This window comes from Streptomyces sp. YIM 130001 (assembly GCF_003574445.1).
GTDB lineage: Bacteria > Actinomycetota > Actinomycetes > Streptomycetales > Streptomycetaceae > Streptomyces.
Map to the genome: position 1 here is coordinate 129,581 of NZ_KZ984552.1, position 15,858 is coordinate 145,438.

The following is a 15,858-nucleotide window of genomic DNA, read 5'->3' on the forward strand; positions in this document are numbered from 1 at the left end:
TGCGCGGCGCGCGCCCGCCCCGCGGCCTGTCAGCTGCCGCTCAGCGCCGTCACCAGGCCCGAGGTCACCGGCACCGCGATGCCGTGCCGGTCGGCGGCCCGCAGCAGCGCGCCGCCGACCGCGTCCACCTCGAGCGGCCGACCCGCCTCCGCGTCCTTCTGCATCGACGAACGCATCCCGTACGGGGCGCCGTCGACCTGTCCGATCAGCGCGTGCGTATCGATCTCCACACCCTCGGCGGCCGCGACCCGCGCCAACTCGTCGACCACGGCGAGCATGTCGTCCCGCCGTTCGTCACGCAGCTCCCCGACCGTCAGCCCGTACCGGGTACTCAGCAGAGCCAGCGGCAGCAGGAACGACATCTTGCCCCACAGCATCGCCGTCTCGTCCTCGCGCACCCGCGCCGCGAACCCGGCCTCCCGCAGCACCTCGCCGAGCCGGGCCACCCGCTCGGCCGGGGCCGTGGCGCCGGCCAGTTCGACCATCGCGAACGGGCTGGCGTGCTCGATCACACCGGGCGCCGTCCGCGTCGACTCGACCCGGATGGTGGCCGCGACGACCTGCTCCGCGGGATAGACCGCGCGCAGCACGTCCACATGCTCCACACCGTTGAGCAGCGGCACCACCAGGGCGTCCCCGAGCACGGCGCGCGGCACCCGCTCGAGAGCGGACCGCAGACCGGTCTCCTTCGGCGTGACGAGTACCGCGTCGACCCGCTCGCGCAGCACGGTGTCCGCGTCCACCGGTACCTCGAAGTCCCCGAACTGCCCACTGCGTACGGTCAGTTCACGTGACCCGAGGACCGCGGCCGTCTCCTCGCGGGCCAGACAGATCACCCGGTGCCCCGCCCGGGCCAGCAGGCCAGCGGCCAGACCGCCCACACCGCCCGGGCCGAGTACGGCCACCGTCCATGGTGCTGAAGTCGTCGTCATGGCGGCACCCTGCCATGGGCACGGCGCCGACGGGAGTGCGGGGCGGCGCTGTCGCGAGGGGCCGTCAGCCGACCTGGATCAGCTGCACGAGGTTGCCCACCGTGTCGTCGAGCACCGTGGTCAGTACCGGGCCCTCGCGGTGCGGCTCCTGGCTGAAGCGCACGCCGAGGTCGCTGAGACGTTCGTACTCGCCCTTGACGTCGTCGACCGAACAGACGATGCAGGGGAGCCCGGCCTCGCGCAGCGCGGCCGTGTAGGTCTGGGCGATCGTGCTGCCCCCGGGCTCGAGCAGCACCTCCAGATCCCGCTGCGCGCCCGCCGCACCGATGGTGACGAACGGCGTCCCGTCGCCCATGTCCAGGTGATTGCGCGTCTCGAAGCCGAGCACGTCCGTGTAGAACGCGTGCGCCTTGCCGACGTCCTCGACATACACGCTGGTCATGGCGACCTTGATCATGGTTCGGCGCCCTCGCCCGGTTCAGAGCCCGAGCTGTTTGGTGCTGTGCAGCTTGTCCACGGCTTCCTTGTCGCCCTCGACATCGACCCGGGCGACGTCCTGCCGTCCGAAGGCGAACATCGTCAGCTCGCTCGGCTCGCCGGTCACCGTCACCACCGGAGCGCCCCGGTGGGCGACCGCGGTCTGTCCGTCCGGCCGGCGCAGCACCAGGCCCACCGGAGCCTTGCGCCCGAGCATCCGCGCGGTCCGCTCCAGACGGGACCAGAGGGCGTCGGCGAAGACCTGGTCGAGCTCGCGCGGCGTCCAGTCGGGCTGAGCCCGGCGTACGTCCTCGGCGTGCACGTAGAACTCGATCGCGTTCGCCGCCTCGTCGACCTGCTTCAACGACATGGGGGAGAAGCGGGGCGGGCCGGTGCGGATGAGCTGGATCAGCTCCTCGTACGGCTTCGCGGCGAACTCGGCCTGGACCCGCTCGAGCCGGCTCTGCAGGGCCTTGATCATGATCCCGCCCGCGGCGTCCGCCCGTCGCTCGCGGACCACGACGTGTGCGGCCAGGTCGCGGGTGTTCCATCCCTCGCACAGCGTCGGGGCGTCCGGTCCGGCCGCCTCCAACAGATCGGCGAGCAGGAGCCGTTCACGCTTCGCATGGGTCGACATGCCCGCCAGCCTACGGCGCGGCGGCCCGCACTGCCACGCCGGACGACGACGTGCCGCCGGGGAATTCCGCCTCGGGTCCGCCGCGTGCACCGCGTTGTCCGCCGTCCGGACAGGACCCCGCCGCTCCGCACACATCACGCACAATGGGCCGCATGACCAGCACGCCCCGCAGTGACCTCGACCCCGCCGTCGCCGCCCGCCTCAAGCGCGGCGCGGACGGCCTGCTGCCCGCCATCGCCCAGCAGTACGACACCGGCGAGGTGCTGATGCTCGGCTGGATGGACGACGAGGCCCTGCACCGCACCCTGACCACCGGCCGCTGCACCTACTGGTCGCGCAGCCGCGGAGAGTACTGGGTCAAGGGAGACACCTCCGGGCACTACCAGTCGGTGAAGTCGGTCGCGCTCGACTGCGACGCCGACACCGTCCTGGTCAAGGTCGACCAGGTGGGCGCGGCCTGCCACACCGGCGACCGCACCTGCTTCGACGCCGACGAACTGCCGGTCACCGGGGCCCCCGCCGGCACCGGCCACTAGGGTCGTCCGCCATGGACCTCGAGACCTTCCGCAAGCTGGCGGCCGACCGCCGCGTCATCCCCGTCAGCCGCCGCCTCCTCGCGGACGGTGACACCCCGGTCGGCCTGTACCGCAAGCTCGCCGCCGAGCGGCCCGGCACCTTCCTCCTGGAGTCCGCCGAGAACGGGAGGTCCTGGTCCCGGTACTCCTTCGTCGGCGTCCACAGCCACGCCACCCTCACCGAACGCGACGGCCGGGCGCACTGGCTGGGCACTCCGCCCGTCGGCGTCCCGCTCGACGGCGATCCGCTGGCGGCCCTGCGCGCCACCGTGGAAGTGCTGCACACGCCGCGCGACCTGGCGGGCGCCGAGGGCCTCCCGCCGTTCACCGGCGGCATGGTCGGCTATCTCGGCTACGACATCGTGCGTCACCTGGAGAAGGTCGGCCCCGGTGAACGCGACGACCTGAAGCTGCCCGAGCTGACCATGCTGCTCACCAGCGACCTCGCCGTACTCGACCACTGGGACGGCTCGGTCCTGCTGATCGCCAACGCGATCAACCACAACGACCTGGAGACCGGCGTCGACGAGGCGCATGCCGACGCCGTCGCCCGGCTCGACGCGATGGAGGCCGACCTCGCCCGTCCGGCACACTCGCCGCCGACCGCTCTGCCGCACTCCGAGGTCCCCGAGTTCACCGCACGCTGGGGCGGCCCCGACTTCCGCGAAGCCGTCGAGGACATCAAGGAGCGCATCCGCGCCGGCGAGGCCTTCCAGGTCGTGCCCTCGCAGCGCTTCGAGACCCCCTGCGAGGCGAGCGCGCTCGACGTCTACCGGGTGCTGCGGGCGACCAACCCGTCCCCGTACATGTACCTCTTCCGCTTCGACGGCTTCGACGTCGTGGGCTCCAGCCCCGAGGCGCTGGTCAAGGTCGAGGACGGCCGCGCCATGGTGCACCCCATCGCGGGCACCAGGCCGCGCGGCGCCACCCCGCAGGAGGACACCGCGCTCGGCGACGAACTCCTCGCCGACCCCAAGGAGCGCGCCGAGCACCTGATGCTCGTCGATCTGGGGCGCAACGACCTGGGGCGGGTCTGCCGCCCCGGCAGCGTCGAGGTCGTCGACTTCATGTCCGTCGAGCGGTACTCGCACGTGATGCACATCGTGTCGACGGTCACCGGCCAGGTCGCCGAGGGCCGTACCGCCTTCGACGTACTCACCGCATGCTTCCCCGCGGGCACCCTGTCCGGCGCTCCCAAGCCGCGCGCGCTGCAGATCATCGACGAGCTGGAGCCGAGCCGCCGCGGACTGTACGGCGGCTGCGTGGGCTACCTGGACTTCGCGGGCGACTCCGACACCGCCATCGCGATCCGCACCGCACTGCTGCGCGACGGCACGGCGTACGTGCAGGCCGGAGCCGGTGTCGTCGCGGACTCCGACCCCGTCGCCGAGGACACCGAATGCCGTAACAAGGCCGCCGCGGTGCTGCGTGCCGTGCACACCGCGAACCGGCTGAATCCCTCGGCGGGCAGTGAGGGATAGTGGAAGGCGTGACTGCCGTACCGCCCCCCAGGAACACCGCGACCACCGGGACCGACGCCGACGCGTCGAGCACTGCCGATGGCGCGGCCGCCCGTACCCCGTCCGGCCGGCGCAGTCTGGCCGTGGCGCTGTTCTCCGGCGCGCTCGGCGCCGCGGTGGTGCTGCTCGCCTCCCGGCAGACCTGGTCGGAGGGCGAGGCCTCCACGGCGGGCGGAGCGCTCCACCAGATCGTCAAGGGCAGTGACGTCACCGGCGCCCCGGCCGCGCTCGCCGTGGTCGGGCTCGCCGCCCTGGTCGCCGTGTTCGCGGTGCGCCGCAGCGGACGCGTCCTGGTCTCCGTCCTCCTCGCCCTGAGCGGGCTCGGCACCGTCGTGGCCGCCCTCGGGGGCGCGGGGGACGACGGAGCGCTCGACGAGAAGGCCGCCACCGCCACCGGTGACGCTGCCGCCGGCATCGCTTCCGTCACGCACACCGCCTGGCCCTACGCCGCCGTCGCGGGCGGCGCCCTGCTGCTGCTCGCCGGACTGCTCGCACTCCGCTTCGGCAGCCGCTGGCCCGCGATGTCCGGCAAGTACGAACGGGACGGCACCCCGCGCCCCCGCAAGGCACCGGCGCCCGTGGACCCCGACCGCCCCGAGGACCTGTGGAAGGCGCTCGACCGCGGCGAGGACCCGACCGGCTGATCCGTCCGCCCGACCGAGGGCAGGCCGGTGAGACGTCCGCCACCCCGGCGCAGATCGGCAGTTCCGGTGCGGGACAATGGATGCGGGCCCCGTCCGGAACGACCGAGGACGCGGGCCTGAGGCAGGCCGGAAGCGGGCCGCGCCGACCCCCGGATCAACCCGATCACCCGGATCAACGAGGAGCAGAGTCATGGCGGATGCAGGCCACGGACACACCCCGGCCGCCTGGACCGGCGTCATCATCGCGTTCATCGGTTTCTGTGTCTCCAGTGCCTTCATCGTGATGGCCAACCCGGTCGGGTTCTGGGCCGGCATGGTGATCATCGGCATCGGCGCGATCGCCGGCGGCATCATGAGCGCCGTCGGAATGGGCAAGCCCGAGGGCCACGTGGTCCGCTCGGAGAGCTGACACCTCCTCCTCGGCGCTCCCCGCGGGGCCCGGGACGCACGCACGCAGGGGGCAGTACCGGACGCACACCGGTCCTGCCCCCTTCGCACGTTCCGGTGAGCGGCCCCCGGCGGCCGGAGGCAGAATGTCCCGCGTGAGCGCCGAACGCACCCTGGACCCGCGCAGTACCGCCCCCGCCACCGGCCTCGTGCGCCGGCTGCTCGTCCCCGCCGGCGTGCTCGGCTCCGTGATCGGGGCCTTCGCCTTCGTCGGCGCCGTCGACCCCAACGAACCCGGGCATTACCCCGCCTGCCCTCTTCTGCAGTACACCGGGGTCTTCTGCCCCGGCTGCGGCGGACTGCGCTGCGCGCACGCCCTCGTGCACGGCGATCTGCCCGCCGCCCTCACGGCGAACGCCCTCGCGGTGGCCGGCTTCGCGCTCTTCGCCGTCGGCTGGGTCTGCTGGGTCGTCGCCGCGGCCCGCGGCCGCCGGATCCGGCTCGATCCGCGGCCGGCGCACCTGTGGGCCGTCGGCGCCGTGGTGCTCGTCTTCACCGTCGTACGCAATCTGCCGTCCGGCGCCTGGCTGCACCCCTGAAGCAGGCCGTGTCCGGCCCCCGGTCGCCGAACGCCGCCACCCGGCGGATCATGCAAAGAGTCCAGGTGGTGGGACCGGACTCCACCGGATGCGGGCCCTGCGTCCCGTGACGGATACCATCGCAGTGCACCATCGGAAAGCCGGATCCGACCGGAACCGAACCTCAGCCGTACGGGAAGGGGGCCGCTCGCGTGAGTGTGCTCGACGAGATCATCGAAGGCGTGCGTGAGGACCTCGCCGAGCGGCAGGCGCGCGTCAGCCTCGACGAGCTCAAGGAGCGTGCGGAGAAGGCACCCCCGGCCAAGGACGGCTACGCCGCACTGCGCGGCGACGGTGTGAAGGTGATCTGCGAGGTCAAGCGTTCCAGCCCGTCCAAGGGCGCGCTCGCCGCGATCGCCGACCCGGCGGCCCTCGCCGCCGACTACGAGGCGGGCGGCGCCTCGGTCATCTCCGTACTCACCGAGCAGCGCCGGTTCGGCGGCTCGCTCGCCGACCTGGAGGCGGTCCGCGCCAAGGTCGACATCCCCGTCCTGCGCAAGGACTTCATCGTCACCTCCTACCAGCTGTGGGAGGCGCGGGCGTACGGCGCCGACCTGGTGCTGCTCATCGTCTCCGCCCTCGAACAGCCCGCTCTCGTCTCCCTCGTGGAGCGTGCCGAGTCCATCGGGCTCACCCCGCTCGTCGAGGTGCACGACGAGGAGGAGGCGGAGCGTGCGGTGGAGGCCGGCGCGCGGATCATCGGGGTCAACGCGCGCGACCTGAAGACCCTCAAGGTGGACCGCTCGACCTTCACCCGGGTCGCTCCGGAGCTGCCGAACGACGTGGTCCGGATCGCCGAGTCCGGCGTGCGCGGTCCGCACGACCTGATCGCCTACGCGAACGACGGCGCTGACGCGGTGCTCGTCGGCGAGTCCCTGGTCACCGGCAAGGACCCGAAGTCCGCCGTCGTCGACCTGGTGGCGGCTGGCGCGCATCCCGCGCTGCGGCACGGGCGGGGCTGAGGCTTCCACCGTGTCCATCTCCGTCCGTCTCGCACCCGGCTGCCGGCCGCGTGGCTGCCGCGCGCCCGCGCGCAGGGTCCACGGGCGGCGGGTGCGTTACGTGATCGGCTCCGAGCCGGGCCAGGTGAACGGCATGCGATGGCGTCCGGGCACGGGGTTCGTCCGCGGCTGAGCTGGGATTCTTCCGTCCCCGGCCCCACCCCTTCCCGAAACTCCTCAAGCACCTCAGGGCTGTCCGAGCCCCTGCGGCGCTCGAAGGCGAAACGGCGAAGGGGCGGGACCCGGGAATGCCCGCAGCAGGCGCAGTGCCCCGTACCGTGACCACCATCCAGCCGGACATCCGGGGCAAGAGCCGCCCCGAACAGGAGCATGTCGCACATGTCCAGTCAGTTCTTCATTCCTGACCCGGAGGGTCAAGTTCCCAGCGCCGAGGGCTACTTCGGCGCCTTCGGTGGAAAGTTCATCCCCGAGGCCCTGGTCGCCGCGGTCGACGAGGTCGCCGTCGAGTACGACAAGGCCAAGCAGGACCCCGAGTTCGCCCGCGAACTCGACGACCTCCTGGTGAACTACACGGGCCGCCCCAGCGCCCTCACCGAGGTCCCCCGCTTCGCCGAACACGCAGGCGGAGCCCGGGTGTTCCTCAAGCGTGAGGACCTCAACCACACCGGATCCCACAAGATCAACAACGTGCTCGGGCAGGCCCTGCTCACCCGCCGCATGGGCAAGACCCGCGTCATCGCCGAGACCGGCGCCGGACAGCACGGCGTGGCCACCGCCACCGCCTGCGCCCTGTTCGGCCTCGAATGCACCATCTACATGGGCGAGATCGACACCGAGCGCCAGGCCCTGAACGTGGCCCGGATGCGGATGCTCGGCGCCGAGGTGATCGCCGTCAAGTCCGGTTCCCGCACCCTCAAGGACGCCATCAACGAGGCGTTCCGCGACTGGGTCGCCAACGTGGACCGCACCCACTACCTGTTCGGCACGGTCGCGGGCCCGCACCCCTTCCCGGCCATGGTGCGCGACTTCCACCGGGTCATCGGTGTGGAGGCCAGGCGCCAGCTGCTCGAGCGCGCGGGCCGGCTGCCCGACGCCGCCGTCGCCTGCGTCGGCGGCGGCTCCAACGCCATCGGCCTCTTCCACGCCTTCGTCCCGGACACGGGCGTACGCCTGGTCGGCTGCGAGCCCGCGGGGCACGGCGTCGAGACCGGCGAGCACGCGGCCACCCTGACCGCGGGCGAGCCCGGCATCCTGCACGGCTCCCGCAGTTACGTCCTGCAGGACGAGGAGGGCCAGATCACCGAGCCGTACTCGATCTCGGCGGGCCTCGACTACCCGGGCATCGGACCGGAGCACGCGTACCTCAAGGACAGCGGGCGCGGCGAGTACCGGGCGGTGACCGACGACGCGGCGATGCAGGCCCTGCACCTGCTGTCGCGCACCGAGGGCATCATCCCGGCCATCGAGAGCGCGCACGCTCTCGCCGGCGCGCTCGACGTCGGCAAGGAGCTCGGCAAGGACGGGCTGCTCGTCGTCAACCTCTCCGGACGCGGCGACAAGGACATGGACACGGCCGCACGCTACTTCGGCCTGTACGACGAGGAGGGCTCCAAGTGAGCGGCAACATCCAGCTGTTGAACGACGCCCTCGCCACCGCGAAGTCCGAGAACCGGGCCGCGCTGATCGCGTACCTGCCGGCCGGCTTCCCGACCGTCGACGGCGGCATCGAGGCGGTCAAGGCCGTCCTGGAGTCCGGCGCCGACGTCGTGGAGGTCGGCCTTCCGCACAGTGACCCGGTGCTCGACGGGCCTGTCATCCAGACCGCCGACGACATCGCGCTCAAGGCCGGCCTCAAGATCGCCGACGTGATCCGCACGGTCCGCGAGGCGCACGCCGCGACCGGCAAGCCGGTCCTGGTGATGACGTACTGGAACCCCATCGACCGCTACGGCGTGGAGCGCTTCACCGCCGAGCTCGCCGAGGCGGGCGGCGCGGGCTGCATCCTGCCGGACCTGCCGGTCGAGGAGTCAGCGCTGTGGCGCGAGCACGCGGCCAAGCACTCGCTGGCCACGGTCTTCGTGGTCGCCCCGAGCAGCCGCGACGAACGGCTCGCGCAGATCACCGCGGTCGGCTCCGGATTCGTCTACGCCGCCTCCCTGATGGGCGTCACCGGCACCCGCGCCTCGGTCGGTGAGCAGGCCGCGGACCTGGTGCGTCGCACCCGGGTCAGCACCGAACTCCCGGTCTGCGTCGGCCTCGGAGTCTCCAACGCCGAGCAGGCGGCCGAGGTGGCCGGCTTCGCCGACGGCGTGATCGTCGGCTCCGCCTTCGTCAAGGCCATGCTCGATGCCGAGGACACCGCCGCGGGCCTGGCGGCCGTACGGTCTCTGACCGCCGAACTGGCCGCGGGTGTGCGAAAGCGCGGGTAGCTCGAACGGGTGGACATGAACCGGGGAGGCTCGCTGGGGCCTCCCCGGTTCGTTTGCGGGATGTGAGTGAGAACAACCGTGAGGGAAAGCGCACAGCCCGCGAGCGGCTGGCAGCGGAGCGCGAGCGCGACAAGAGCCGTGAGCGGCGCCGCCGGACACTGATCGTCGCGTCGGCCGTGGTGTGTGTACTCGGCCTCGCCGCCGTGGTCGGCATCGTCGCGGCGAACTCGGGCGACGACAAGAAGGAGTCCGCCGGCCCCCTGGTGGAGCCGAAGGGGGCGGCCGGAAAGGACAGACTGGCGATCCCCGCCGGCAAGCCCACCGCCAAATCCACCCTGACCATCTGGGAGGACTTCCGCTGCCCGGCCTGCGCCCAGTTCGAGACGCAGTACAGCCCGACGATCAACGAGCTCGCCGACAAGGGCCTCCTCAAGGTCGAGTACCACCTCGCCACGATCATCGACGGCAACATGGGCGGCACCGGCTCGCGGAACGCGGCGAACGCCGCCGTCTGCGCCCAGGACGCCGGCAGGTTCCCCGAGTACCACGACGTCCTCTACAAGAACCAGCCGCAGGAATCGGACGACGCCTTCGCCGAGAACGACCGCCTGCTCGAGCTCGCCGGACAGGTGAAGGGTCTCGAGACGGGGAAGTTCAAGAAATGCGTCGAGGACGGCACCTACGAGAGCTGGGTCGGCAAGTCCAACGAGGCTTTCCAGAAGGGCGGATTCCGGGGCACACCCACGGTGATGCTCGACGGGAAGGACATCTTCGCGGACGAGAAGAACCCGGTCACGCCGCAGCAGCTGAAGCAGCGCGTCGAGGCGAAATGACGCGCAGGGGAGCCTCGGGCGGCGGGAGAATCGGACCCGTTATGGAGCCGTTAGGCCGGGTGGATTGCCCGGGGGCGGTCGGGGCGCGGTAGCGTCGACCTCGCCATGGAACTCCTTGCCTTCATTCCGAGTCCGTCCCAGGGTGAGATCGACGCCTTCGGCGTTCCCCTGCGCGGCTACGCGTTCTGCATCATCATCGGCGTCTTCGTAGCCGTCTGGCTCGGTGGCAGGCGGTGGGTCGCCCGGGGCGGCCGCCCCGGCACCGTCGCCGACATCGCCGTCTGGGCCGTGCCCTTCGGCCTGGTCGGTGGCCGGCTCTACCACGTGATCACGGACTACCAGCTGTACTTCAGCGAGGGCCGTAATTGGGTGGACGCCTTCAAGATCTGGGAAGGCGGCCTCGGTATCTGGGGCGCCATCGCGCTCGGCGCGGTGGGTGCCTGGATCGGCTGCCGCCGGCGGGGCATCCCGCTGCCCGCCTACGCGGACGCCGTGGCCCCGGGCATCGCGATCGCCCAGGCCATCGGCCGCTGGGGCAACTGGTTCAACCAGGAGCTCTACGGCAAGGCCACCGACCTGCCCTGGGCCCTCGAGATCACCCGCGCCGACGACGGCCGGGTCCCCGGCACGTACCACCCGACCTTCCTGTACGAGTCGCTGTGGTGCATCGGCGTCGCGATCCTGGTGATCTGGGCGGACCGCCGCTTCAAGCTCGGACACGGCCGGGCGTTCGCCCTGTACGTCGCCGCGTACTGCGCGGGGCGCGGCTGGATCGAGTACATGCGGGTCGACCAGGCCCACGAATGGTTCGGCCTCAGGCTCAACGTCTGGACGGCCATCGCCGTCTTCGTGCTCGCCGTCGTCTACATCGTTCTGGCCGGACGTAAGCACCCCGGGCGCGAGGAGATCATCGACCGGGACCCGGATGCCGGGCCGGCCGCCGCGGACGACTCCAAGAGCGATGACAAGAGCGACGCCCGGAGCGACGACAAGGCCGAGGGCAAGAAGAAGGACGCCGACGACGCCTTTGACGGGGACGCCGAGGATTCCGCGGCCGACGACAAGCCCGAGTCGCTGAAGAAGAGCTGACCGGCAGAGCCGAGCAGCACACCTGAGCACCATCGGGGCGCCCCTGGCGAAGGGGCGCCCCGACGTTTTCCCTCACTCCCGGGCCCGCCCCAGTACCCGCCGCGCCGCCGCGACCACCGCGGTGTCCACGAAACGGCCGTCCGGGAGCGCCACCGCGCCCTCGCCGTCCGCCGCGACGATCTCGCGGGCCGCGGCGAGCTGTGCGGGGGTCGGCCGGTAGGCCGCCTCGATCACCGGTAGTTGGCGCGGATGGATCGCCGCCCGGCCGAGGAACCCCAGCGCACGCCCGCGCGCACACGAAGCGGCGAGCCCTTCGAGGTCCCGTACGTCAGGGTGCACCGACTGCGCCGGCGGCGGCAGACCGGCCGCACGTGCCGCGCACACCGTCCGGCCCCGTGCCCAGTCCAGCCCTGTGTCGGCGGCGCCCGCGGGGTCCGCCGGCGGGTCGAGGCCGAGCTCCGCCCGTAGATCCGTCTCGCCGATGGCGATGCCGTGCAATGCCGGGTGCGCGCTCGCGATGCGGTACGCCCGCTCGATGCCGAGGGCGGACTCGAGGAGGGCGAACAGCGGTGTGGCGTCGGACAGTTCGGCCACCCGCACCACGGTCGTCGCGGAGTCGACCTTGGGCAGCCGCAGGCCGCCGAGGCCGGGCAGGCCCGCGAGAGCCCGGATGTCGGGACCGGCCAGCGGGCCGTCCAGGGCGTTGACGCGGACGTGCACCGGGACGGGCGGACGCTCGGTGAGCAGCTCCGCGGTGGCGGCGCGGGCGTACTCCTTGCGGTCCGGACGTACCGCGTCCTCCAGGTCGACGATCACGGTATCGGCGCCGGACCTCAGTGCCTTGGCCACCGTGTCGGGGCGGTCGCCCGGGACGTAGAGCCAGGTGAGCGGGGCAGGGGCGGACGGTGGTTCGGGCGGTCGGTGTGCCGCCGGGGGCTCGGGGACCGCCGGCGCGGGCGGGGTCGTCATACCGCGCCCTCCTCGCGCAGGGCGGTGATCTCGTGCTCCGTCAGGCCGAGTTCGGCGAGGACGGTGTCGGTGTCCGCGCCGTGCGGGCGGCCGGACCAGCGGATCGAGCCGGGGGTGTCGGAGAGCCGGAAGAGGACGTTCTGCATGTGCAGCGGACCGAGTTCGGGGTCGTCGACGGTGGTGAGGGTGTCCAGGGCCGCGTACTGCGGGTCGTGCATCACGTCCCGTACGTCGTTGACCGGCGCGACCGCAGCCTCGGCGCGCTCGAAGGCGGTGACGACATCGTCCCGGGAGTGCGCCGCGATCCAGGAGCCGACCGCCTGGTCGAGTACGTCCGCGTGCGCGGCCCGTTCGGCGCCGGTGGCGAACCACGGCTCGGCGATCAGCTCGGGGCGGCCGACCAGGCGCATCACCCGCTCGGCGACGGACTGGGCCGAGGTGGAGACGGCCACCCATCTTCCGTCGGAGGTCCGGTAGGTGTTGCGGGGTGCGTTGTTGGTGGAGCGGTTGCCGGTGCGGGGCTGTACATAGCCGAGCTGGTCGTACCAGAGGGGCTGGGGGCCGAGGACCGTCAGGATCGGCTCGATGATGGCCAGGTCGACGACCTGACCGCGGCCGGTCCGCTCGCGTCCGGCGAGCGCCGTCATGACGGCGTACGCGGTGGCGAGACCGGCGATCGAGTCGGCGAGACCGAACGGCGGCAGCGTGGGCGGCCCGTCCGGCTCCCCGGTGATCGCCGCGAAGCCGCTCATCGCCTCGGCGAGCGTGCCGAACCCGGGTCTGCGCGCGTACGGGCCGAACTGCCCGAAGCCGGTGACGCGGGCGAGGACGAGCCGGGGGTTGGCGGTGCTCAACTCGTCCCAGCCGAGGCCCCACTTCTCCAGGGTGCCGGGCCGGAAGTTCTCGACGACGACGTCCGCGGTGGCGGCGAGCGTGAGCAGGGTGGAGCGGCCGCCGGGGGTGGACAGGTCGAGGGTGACGGTGCGTTTGTTGCGGCCGAGCAGCTTCCACCACAGGCCGATGCCGTCCTTGGCGGGGCCGTGGCCGCGGGACGGGTCGGGGCGGTGGGGGTGCTCGACCTTGATCACCTCGGCGCCGAAGTCGCCGAGCATGGTGGCGGCCAACGGTCCGGCGAAGAGGGTCGCGAGGTCGAGGACGCGCAGCCCCCGCAGGGGCGGGGCCGACGGCGCGGGCGGTGCGGAGGTCATCGGGTGGTGGCTCTCCCTGGTCGTGTCCCCGGTGCGGGACGGTGGGTCTGCTGGAGCGTGAGCCGGGCGAGCCGGTCGAATCCGATGCCGTCCAGGCCCCCGACCGAGGTGGCCAGGCGTCCGGCGAGCGGGGCGGTCCAAGCCGCGCCGAGTGCGTCCGGGTGCCCGGCGAGCAGGCCCGCGATGGAGCCTGCGGTCGCCCCGTTGGAGTCGGTGTCCAGTCCGCAGGACACGGCCCGGCAGACGGTGGCGCCGAAGTCGCCGTCGCCGCGGGTGAGCGCGGCCGCGAGCAGCGCGGAGTTGGGAACGGCGTGCACCCAGTGGTACTGGCCGTAGGCCTGGTGCAGGGAGTCGACGACGAGGTCGAAGTCCGGCTCCTCCAGGGCCAGTCGGATCCCGTGGCGGACCGCGCCGGCCAGGCGCGAGCGCGGTGGTACGACCGAGAGGCCGGTCCGTAGCGCGGCATGCACGTCCGAGCTGCCGTCGGCCGCGCGGGCCACGGCAGCTGCGGCGAACATCGCGGCGTACACGCCGTTGCCGGAATGGGTCAACGCGGCATCCCTGGCCGCTTGTTCGGCTGCGGCTCCCGGATCGCCCGGGTGCGTCCAGCCGTGCAGATCGGCCCGGATCAGTGCACCGATCCACTCCCGGAACGGATTGCGGTGGCGGGCGGTGTCCGGCGGTACGAGCCCGGTCAGCAGATTGCGGTACGCGACGCGTTCCGCGGTGAACGTACGGCCCGCAGGCAGCTCGTCCAACCACACCCGGGCCACGTCCGATGTGGTGAACCCCCGGCCATGACGCTGCGTCAGGAGCAGGTTGAGCAGCGGGTAGTTGAGGTCGTCGTCCTCCGGCATGCCGTCGATGTTCTCGGCCAGCGAGGTGGCGGCGCTGCGGGCGTTCCAGGGGTACGTGGCGAGCAGCTCGGCCGGGACGCCGCGGGCGGTGAACCAGCCGGTGAGCGGCCAGTTGCCGGCTGCGCGCGCCAGCTGCCTGATGCCGGTCAGAGGCAGCTTCTCGACCGGCTTGCCGAGCAGACAGCCGGCGGCTCTGCCGAGCCAGGCGGCATGCAGCCGCTCGAGCAGCGCGTCGTCGGTCCCGGCCACGGGGCCCGGTGCGGTCGGCCAGTCGGGGCAGGCCGCACGGATCGCGTCCGGGCCGTCCGGCTCACGCCCGGGGCCCTCGCGTGGCAACAGGGCGAGTTCGTCCAGGAGTTGGACCGCCAGGCGGCGCAGTCCCGCAGGCGCCGGAGGCGACGAGGCGCCGGCCCGCGCGGGAGCGGGCAGGCCGCCCGCCGCCAGCCACCGGGCCTCCACGTCCCGCGCGTCCCGCCCGTCCTCCGCCGCCTGCCGCAGCTCGTGCCCGACCAGATCCTCGGGCTGCACCCAGGTGACGCGCAGCGCGGAGCCGGTCATGTCCGGGCCGTCAGCGCGCTGAAGGCCGCCGCGTGCGCGAGGTGGCGGTCCCGGTCGCGTACGAAGACCTCCTCGGTGACGGCCGTGAGGCCACGCGCCGGTGCCTCCAGGTCGATCCGGCTCGCCTCCCCGACCCGCTTCGCCCACTCGTCCGGTGCCGCCGAGCCCAGAGCGCCCGCCACCGCGCCGCCCATGGTGGCGATGGAGTCACAGTCCCGGCCGTAGTTGACGCATCCGAGCACGGTCCGGCGGTAGTCGCCCGCGCCGACGAGCAGCATGCCGAGCGCGATCGGCAGTTCCTCGATGGCGTGCAGCCGCGAGGGCCTGCGGGCGCCGAGTGAAGGGGCACGGTAGTCGGGGCCGACCGTGTCGAAGGGAGCCACCGCCTCGCGCAGCGGACGCAGCGCCGGCTCGAAGTCCTCGTACCGGGCGGCGACTTCGGCCACCGCCTCGATCGCCGAGCGGGTCCCGTCCTTGGCGAGGGCGAGGGCGGCTTCCACCACGGACGACGCGGTGGCGCCGGGGGTGCACGCGGCCGCCACCGCCGCCGCGAACACCCCGGCAGCCTCCCGCCCGTACGACGACTGGTGGGGGCCCGCCACGTCGAGCGCCTCGGCGTAGGCCGCTCGCGGGTGGGCTGCGTTCACCAGTCCGACCGGCGCCATGTACATGGCCGCACCGCAGTTGACGATGTTGCCGCTGCCTGCCTCGCGCGGGTCGACGTGGCCGTAGTGCAGCCGTGCCACGATCCACTTCTCGGCGAGGAAGATCCGCTGCAGCGGGAGCGCCTCGGCCTCCAGCTCGGGGATCCAGCGCGGGGCGCCGATGAGTTCGGGCACGAGGTGGTCGGCCACCGCGTAGGCGTCGAGATGGTCGCGGACCGTCTCGTACACGCGGATCAGGGCGTGGGTCATCAAGGTGTCGTCGGTGACGTGCCCGTCGCCCTTGTGGTACGGCGCGATGGGACGTGCTGTGCGCCAGTCCTCGTGCCAGGGGCCGACGATGCCGCGGATGCGGCCGCCGTGGCGTTCGGCGATCTGCTCGGGCGTCCAGCCCTCCACGGGGCCGCCGAGCGCGTCGCCGACCGCCGCTCCGACCAGGCTGCGGGTGATCCGGTCCTCGAGTGCGAGCGTCGCTGTCATG

Annotated in this window: 18 protein-coding genes; 11 read left to right on the forward strand and 7 right to left on the reverse strand. The window is 72.6% G+C overall.

Going from position 1 to position 15,858, the window contains the following annotated elements; all coding sequences use genetic code 11:
* Positions 1-29: 29 nt before the first annotated feature.
* The 3 genes from DSC45_RS10565 to DSC45_RS10575 all read right to left on the reverse strand — a co-directional run bounded on the left by DSC45_RS10565 (position 30) and on the right by DSC45_RS10575 (position 2,046).
* On the reverse strand, positions 30-932 hold the full coding sequence (locus DSC45_RS10565; RefSeq protein ID WP_119289452.1) for a ketopantoate reductase family protein: 903 nt from the start codon (positions 930-932) through the stop codon (positions 30-32).
* Between the two features lie 64 nt (positions 933-996).
* Positions 997-1,389 carry a VOC family protein gene (locus DSC45_RS10570; RefSeq protein WP_119289454.1) on the reverse strand — a complete coding sequence of 131 codons (393 nt, stop codon included), beginning with the start codon at positions 1,387-1,389 and terminating at the stop codon, positions 997-999.
* A 21-nt stretch (positions 1,390-1,410) separates the two neighbouring features.
* A complete protein-coding gene (locus tag DSC45_RS10575) occupies positions 1,411-2,046 on the reverse strand; it encodes a TIGR03085 family metal-binding protein (protein ID WP_119289456.1) in 636 nt (211 codons plus the stop codon).
* A 152-nt stretch (positions 2,047-2,198) separates the two neighbouring features.
* On the opposite strand from DSC45_RS10575, the gene hisI reads away from it, so the two are divergent.
* From hisI to lgt, 11 genes are all read left to right on the forward strand, one after another.
* Positions 2,199-2,582, forward strand: a complete 384-nt coding sequence (hisI, locus tag DSC45_RS10580) for a phosphoribosyl-AMP cyclohydrolase (RefSeq protein ID WP_119289929.1) — start codon at positions 2,199-2,201, stop codon at positions 2,580-2,582.
* 11 nt (positions 2,583-2,593) lie between these two features.
* Positions 2,594-4,102 (forward strand): anthranilate synthase component I, encoded by a 1,509-nt coding sequence (locus DSC45_RS10585; protein WP_119289457.1) that lies wholly within the window; start codon positions 2,594-2,596, stop codon positions 4,100-4,102.
* A gap of 116 nt (positions 4,103-4,218) precedes the next feature.
* Positions 4,219-4,785 carry a TIGR02234 family membrane protein gene (locus DSC45_RS10590; RefSeq protein WP_240434585.1) on the forward strand — a complete coding sequence of 189 codons (567 nt, stop codon included), beginning with the start codon at positions 4,219-4,221 and terminating at the stop codon, positions 4,783-4,785.
* A 190-nt stretch (positions 4,786-4,975) separates the two neighbouring features.
* Positions 4,976-5,194 carry an HGxxPAAW family protein gene (locus DSC45_RS10595; RefSeq protein WP_119289461.1) on the forward strand — a complete coding sequence of 73 codons (219 nt, stop codon included), beginning with the start codon at positions 4,976-4,978 and terminating at the stop codon, positions 5,192-5,194.
* Between the two features lie 124 nt (positions 5,195-5,318).
* Positions 5,319-5,771 (forward strand): DUF2752 domain-containing protein, encoded by a 453-nt coding sequence (locus DSC45_RS10600; protein ID WP_119289463.1) that lies wholly within the window; start codon positions 5,319-5,321, stop codon positions 5,769-5,771.
* A 191-nt stretch (positions 5,772-5,962) separates the two neighbouring features.
* Positions 5,963-6,772, forward strand: a complete 810-nt coding sequence (gene trpC, locus DSC45_RS10605; protein ID WP_119289465.1) for an indole-3-glycerol phosphate synthase TrpC — start codon at positions 5,963-5,965, stop codon at positions 6,770-6,772.
* Positions 6,744-6,944, forward strand: coding sequence for a tryptophan biosynthesis modulator TrpM (locus DSC45_RS36910; RefSeq protein WP_346426655.1), 201 nt, complete (start codon positions 6,744-6,746; stop codon positions 6,942-6,944). The genes trpC and DSC45_RS36910 overlap by 29 nt, the downstream gene beginning before the upstream one ends.
* 206 nt (positions 6,945-7,150) lie before the next feature.
* A complete protein-coding gene (trpB, locus tag DSC45_RS10610) occupies positions 7,151-8,389 on the forward strand; it encodes a tryptophan synthase subunit beta (RefSeq protein ID WP_119289466.1) in 1,239 nt (412 codons plus the stop codon).
* Positions 8,386-9,201: a tryptophan synthase subunit alpha gene (trpA, locus tag DSC45_RS10615; protein WP_119289468.1), complete on the forward strand. Its 816-nt coding sequence runs from the start codon at positions 8,386-8,388 to the stop codon at positions 9,199-9,201. Before trpB ends, trpA begins: the two co-directional genes overlap by 4 nt.
* A 62-nt stretch (positions 9,202-9,263) precedes the next feature.
* Positions 9,264-10,034 carry a DsbA family protein gene (locus DSC45_RS10620; RefSeq protein WP_119289470.1) on the forward strand — a complete coding sequence of 257 codons (771 nt, stop codon included), beginning with the start codon at positions 9,264-9,266 and terminating at the stop codon, positions 10,032-10,034.
* Between the two features lie 105 nt (positions 10,035-10,139).
* Positions 10,140-11,123, forward strand: coding sequence for a prolipoprotein diacylglyceryl transferase (gene lgt / locus DSC45_RS10625; RefSeq protein ID WP_119289471.1), 984 nt, complete (start codon positions 10,140-10,142; stop codon positions 11,121-11,123).
* 72 nt (positions 11,124-11,195) lie between these two features.
* On the opposite strand, the gene DSC45_RS10630 is transcribed toward lgt, so the two are convergent.
* The 4 genes from DSC45_RS10630 to DSC45_RS10645 are packed head-to-tail and all read right to left on the reverse strand — an operon-like array spanning position 11,196 to position 15,857.
* Positions 11,196-12,092 (reverse strand): HpcH/HpaI aldolase/citrate lyase family protein, encoded by an 897-nt coding sequence (locus DSC45_RS10630; protein WP_119289473.1) that lies wholly within the window; start codon positions 12,090-12,092, stop codon positions 11,196-11,198.
* Complete coding sequence (locus tag DSC45_RS10635; RefSeq protein WP_119289474.1) at positions 12,089-13,300, reverse strand: CaiB/BaiF CoA transferase family protein; 1,212 nt, start codon at positions 13,298-13,300, stop codon at positions 12,089-12,091. Before DSC45_RS10635 ends, DSC45_RS10630 begins: the two co-directional genes overlap by 4 nt.
* Complete coding sequence (locus DSC45_RS10640; RefSeq protein WP_119289476.1) at positions 13,297-14,715, reverse strand: ADP-ribosylglycohydrolase family protein; 1,419 nt, start codon at positions 14,713-14,715, stop codon at positions 13,297-13,299. The genes DSC45_RS10635 and DSC45_RS10640 overlap by 4 nt, the downstream gene beginning before the upstream one ends.
* The gene (locus tag DSC45_RS10645; protein ID WP_119289478.1) at positions 14,712-15,857 is read right to left on the reverse strand and encodes an ADP-ribosylglycohydrolase family protein; all 1,146 of its coding nucleotides are present in this window, start codon (positions 15,855-15,857) and stop codon (positions 14,712-14,714) included. Before DSC45_RS10645 ends, DSC45_RS10640 begins: the two co-directional genes overlap by 4 nt.
* Position 15,858 lies beyond the last annotated feature (1 nt).

Excerpts from the sequence above, each read along its gene's own strand:
- DSC45_RS10565 (WP_119289452.1), bottom strand. The coding sequence starts at position 932 with ATGACGACGACTTCAGCACCATGGACGGTGGCCGTACTCGGCCCGGGC.
- DSC45_RS10570 (WP_119289454.1), bottom strand. The coding sequence starts at position 1,389 with ATGATCAAGGTCGCCATGACCAGCGTGTATGTCGAGGACGTCGGCAAG.
- DSC45_RS10575 (WP_119289456.1), bottom strand. The coding sequence starts at position 2,046 with ATGTCGACCCATGCGAAGCGTGAACGGCTCCTGCTCGCCGATCTGTTG.
- hisI (WP_119289929.1), top strand. The coding sequence starts at position 2,199 with ATGACCAGCACGCCCCGCAGTGACCTCGACCCCGCCGTCGCCGCCCGC.
- DSC45_RS10585 (WP_119289457.1), top strand. The coding sequence starts at position 2,594 with ATGGACCTCGAGACCTTCCGCAAGCTGGCGGCCGACCGCCGCGTCATC.
- DSC45_RS10595 (WP_119289461.1), top strand. The coding sequence starts at position 4,976 with ATGGCGGATGCAGGCCACGGACACACCCCGGCCGCCTGGACCGGCGTC.
- DSC45_RS10600 (WP_119289463.1), top strand. The coding sequence starts at position 5,319 with ATGTCCCGCGTGAGCGCCGAACGCACCCTGGACCCGCGCAGTACCGCC.
- trpB (WP_119289466.1), top strand. The coding sequence starts at position 7,151 with ATGTCCAGTCAGTTCTTCATTCCTGACCCGGAGGGTCAAGTTCCCAGC.
- lgt (WP_119289471.1), top strand. The coding sequence starts at position 10,140 with ATGGAACTCCTTGCCTTCATTCCGAGTCCGTCCCAGGGTGAGATCGAC.
- DSC45_RS10630 (WP_119289473.1), bottom strand. The coding sequence starts at position 12,092 with ATGACGACCCCGCCCGCGCCGGCGGTCCCCGAGCCCCCGGCGGCACAC.
- DSC45_RS10635 (WP_119289474.1), bottom strand. The coding sequence starts at position 13,300 with ATGACCTCCGCACCGCCCGCGCCGTCGGCCCCGCCCCTGCGGGGGCTG.
- DSC45_RS10640 (WP_119289476.1), bottom strand. The coding sequence starts at position 14,715 with ATGACCGGCTCCGCGCTGCGCGTCACCTGGGTGCAGCCCGAGGATCTG.
- DSC45_RS10645 (WP_119289478.1), bottom strand. The coding sequence starts at position 15,857 with ATGACAGCGACGCTCGCACTCGAGGACCGGATCACCCGCAGCCTGGTC.